This window comes from Rhodosalinus sp. (assembly GCF_041685465.1).
Lineage (GTDB): Bacteria > Pseudomonadota > Alphaproteobacteria > Rhodobacterales > Rhodobacteraceae > Rhodosalinus.
Window position 1 is genome coordinate 1 of sequence record NZ_JAWLFS010000323.1, and the last position, 2,621, is coordinate 2,621.

Annotated in this window: 3 protein-coding genes; all 3 read left to right on the top strand. The window is 73.4% G+C overall.

Annotated features, from left to right (window positions below; all coding sequences use genetic code 11):
- Window positions 1–1,011: peptide chain release factor 1 (gene prfA, locus ACESL7_RS15160; RefSeq protein ID WP_372894130.1), on the top strand; the 1,011-nt coding region annotated here is incomplete at its 5' end.
- Complete coding sequence (prmC, locus tag ACESL7_RS15165; protein WP_372894131.1) at window positions 1,008–1,859, top strand: peptide chain release factor N(5)-glutamine methyltransferase; 852 nt, start codon at window positions 1,008–1,010, stop codon at window positions 1,857–1,859. The genes prfA and prmC, both read left to right, overlap by 4 nt.
- A gap of 202 nt (window positions 1,860–2,061) precedes the next feature.
- Window positions 2,062–2,621: DUF4167 domain-containing protein (locus tag ACESL7_RS15170; protein ID WP_372894132.1), on the top strand; the 560-nt coding region annotated here is incomplete at its 3' end.

The following is a 2,621-nucleotide window of genomic DNA, read 5'->3' on the forward strand; positions in this document are numbered from 1 at the left end:
TTCGCCTACGTCGAGGCGCGGCTCGCCGAGGGCGGCGGCGACCCGGTCGCGCTCGCGCGCGAGCACGCCGAGCTGCGCCCGGTCATCGCCGCGGTCGAGCGCTGGCAGGGTCTCCGCGACGAGCTCGCCGAGGCCGAGGCGCTGCTCGACGACCCCGAGATGGCCGCGCTCGCCCGCGAGGAGGTGACGCGCCTGCGCGCCGAGCTTCCAGAGGCCGAGCAGGCGGTGAAACACGCGCTCCTGCCGCGCGACGCTGCCGACGCGCGGCCCGCGGTGCTGGAGATCCGGCCCGGCACGGGCGGCGAGGAGGCCGCGCTCTTCGCCGCGGATCTCCTGCGGATGTATCAGCGTTACGCCGAGGCGAAGGGCTGGCGCGTCGAGGTCGTGACCCTGGCCGAAAGCGAGCTCGGCGGGGTGCGCGAGGCCGTGGCGCGCATCAAGGGCGAGGGGGTCTTCGCGCGGCTCAAGTACGAATCCGGCGTCCACCGGGTGCAGCGCGTGCCGGCGACCGAGTCGGGCGGGCGTATCCATACCTCGGCCGCCACCGTCGCCGTGCTGCCCGAGGCGGCGTCGGTCGACGTGGAGATCGACCCGGCGGACCTGCGCATCGACACCATGCGCGCCTCCGGCGCGGGCGGACAGCATGTGAACACCACCGATTCGGCCGTGCGCGTCACGCATGTGCCCACCGGTCTCGTCGTCACGAGCTCGGAGAAGTCGCAGCACCGCAACCGCGAGATCGCGCTCGAGGTGCTGCGCGCGCGGCTCTACGACATGGAGCGCCGCCGCGCCACCGAGGCGCGCGCCTCCGAGCGGCGCGCGCAGGTGGGCGGCGGCGACCGCTCCGAGCGCATCCGCACCTACAACTTTCCGCAGGGGCGGCTCACCGACCACCGGATCAACCTCACCCTCTACAGGCTCGATCAGGTGATGCAGGGCGACCTCGACGAGGTGATCGACGCCCTGCAGGCCGAGGCGCAGGCGGCCGGACTGGCCGAGATGGACGGGTGAAGGTCGCCGAGGCGCTGGCTGCGGGCCGCGCGCGGCTCGAAGCGGCCGGGATCGCGGGGGCGGCCCGCGATGCGCGCTGGCTGCTGGCCGAGGCGATGGGGGTCGACCCGGGCCGTATCTCCGTCATGGGCCCCGATCCCGTGGGCGAGGCCGCCGCGGCCTTCGAGGCGATGCTCGCCCGCCGCGCGGCGCGCGAGCCGGTCGCGCATATCCTCGGGCGTCGTCTCTTCTGGGGGCGGACGTTCCGCGTGACTCCCGAGGTGCTCGACCCGCGACCGGAGACCGAATGTGTCGTCGCCGCCGCGCTGGAGGGCCCCGTCGCACGGCTTCTCGATCTCGGCACCGGGAGCGGCGCGCTCGCCGTGACGCTCCTTGCCGAGCGGCCCGAGGCGCGCGGCGTGGCGACCGACCTCTCCGCCGCCGCGCTCGATGTGGCCGCCGGGAACGCCACCCGACACGGTGTCGCGGAGCGCCTTGAGCTTCGGCAGGCGGACTGGGCCGCGGGCCTCGACGGCGGGTTCGACCTCGTGGTGTCCAACCCGCCGTATCTGGCCGAGGCGGAGATGGCGGAGATCGCGCCCGAGGTCGCCCGCGAGCCCCGGCTTGCGCTCACGCCGGGGGGCGACGGGCTGGCCGCCTATCGCGCGATCGCGGCCGCGGCGCCGGGCCTCCTCGCGCCGGGCGGGCGGCTGGTGCTGGAGATCGGGGCGGGGCAGGGCGCCGCCGTCAGCGACCTTCTCTTGGGGGCAGGCCTTGACGCGGTCGCCGTGAGGCCCGATCTTGACGGAAGAGATCGTGTCGTCACGGCGCATCGGGTGTCACCCGCACACCCGTCTCGCGAACAATGACGCGCGGCCTCGACAAATTGGCCCTTGTCACGCGAGGGCCGACGTGTTTACTCGCGGATGAGCCACGTATCGTGACGCCCTGCGCGGCGCGTCGCACGCGGCCCCAAGCCAAAAACACCGCCTGGGCACATGACAACAGCGCGAGGATCGCGCGAAAACGGCGCACAGGGCGGGATCGGACACTAAGGCTGGACAGGACTGCATGAGATCTTCCAAACCCAGGTCGCGGTCGAAATCGAACCGCTCCCGTTCGGTGGGCAACGTCGTCAACCGGGTCTTCGACAGCTCGGGCCCGGAGGGCAAGGTCCGCGGCACGCCGCAGCAGATCATCGACAAGTACAACCAGCTGGCGCGCGATGCGGGGCTGGCGAACGATCGCGTCGCGGCCGAGAACTTCCAGCAGCACGCGGAACACTACCTGCGGCTGCTCTCCGAAGCGCAGCGCGAGCAGGATGCGCGCCGCGAACAGCAGGAGCGCGAGAACCGCGAGCGGCAGGCGCAGCGCGACCGTGAACGTGCCGATCGGCAGGACCGCGAGAGTGGCCCCGGCGACAAGAGCAGCGATCCCGAGCAGAGCGCCGGCGGCGCGCAGGCCGGGACCCCGGAGAACAGCCCGGCGGAGGGCGACAGCAATCTCGTCGAGACGCCGGAGGAGGCCCCCAAGCCCAAGCCGCGCGCGCGCAAGCCGCGCAACCGCAAGACCGAGGCGGCCAAGGACGCCAAGACCGGTGGCGCGGAGGCCGGCGACAAGGCGGCACCCGA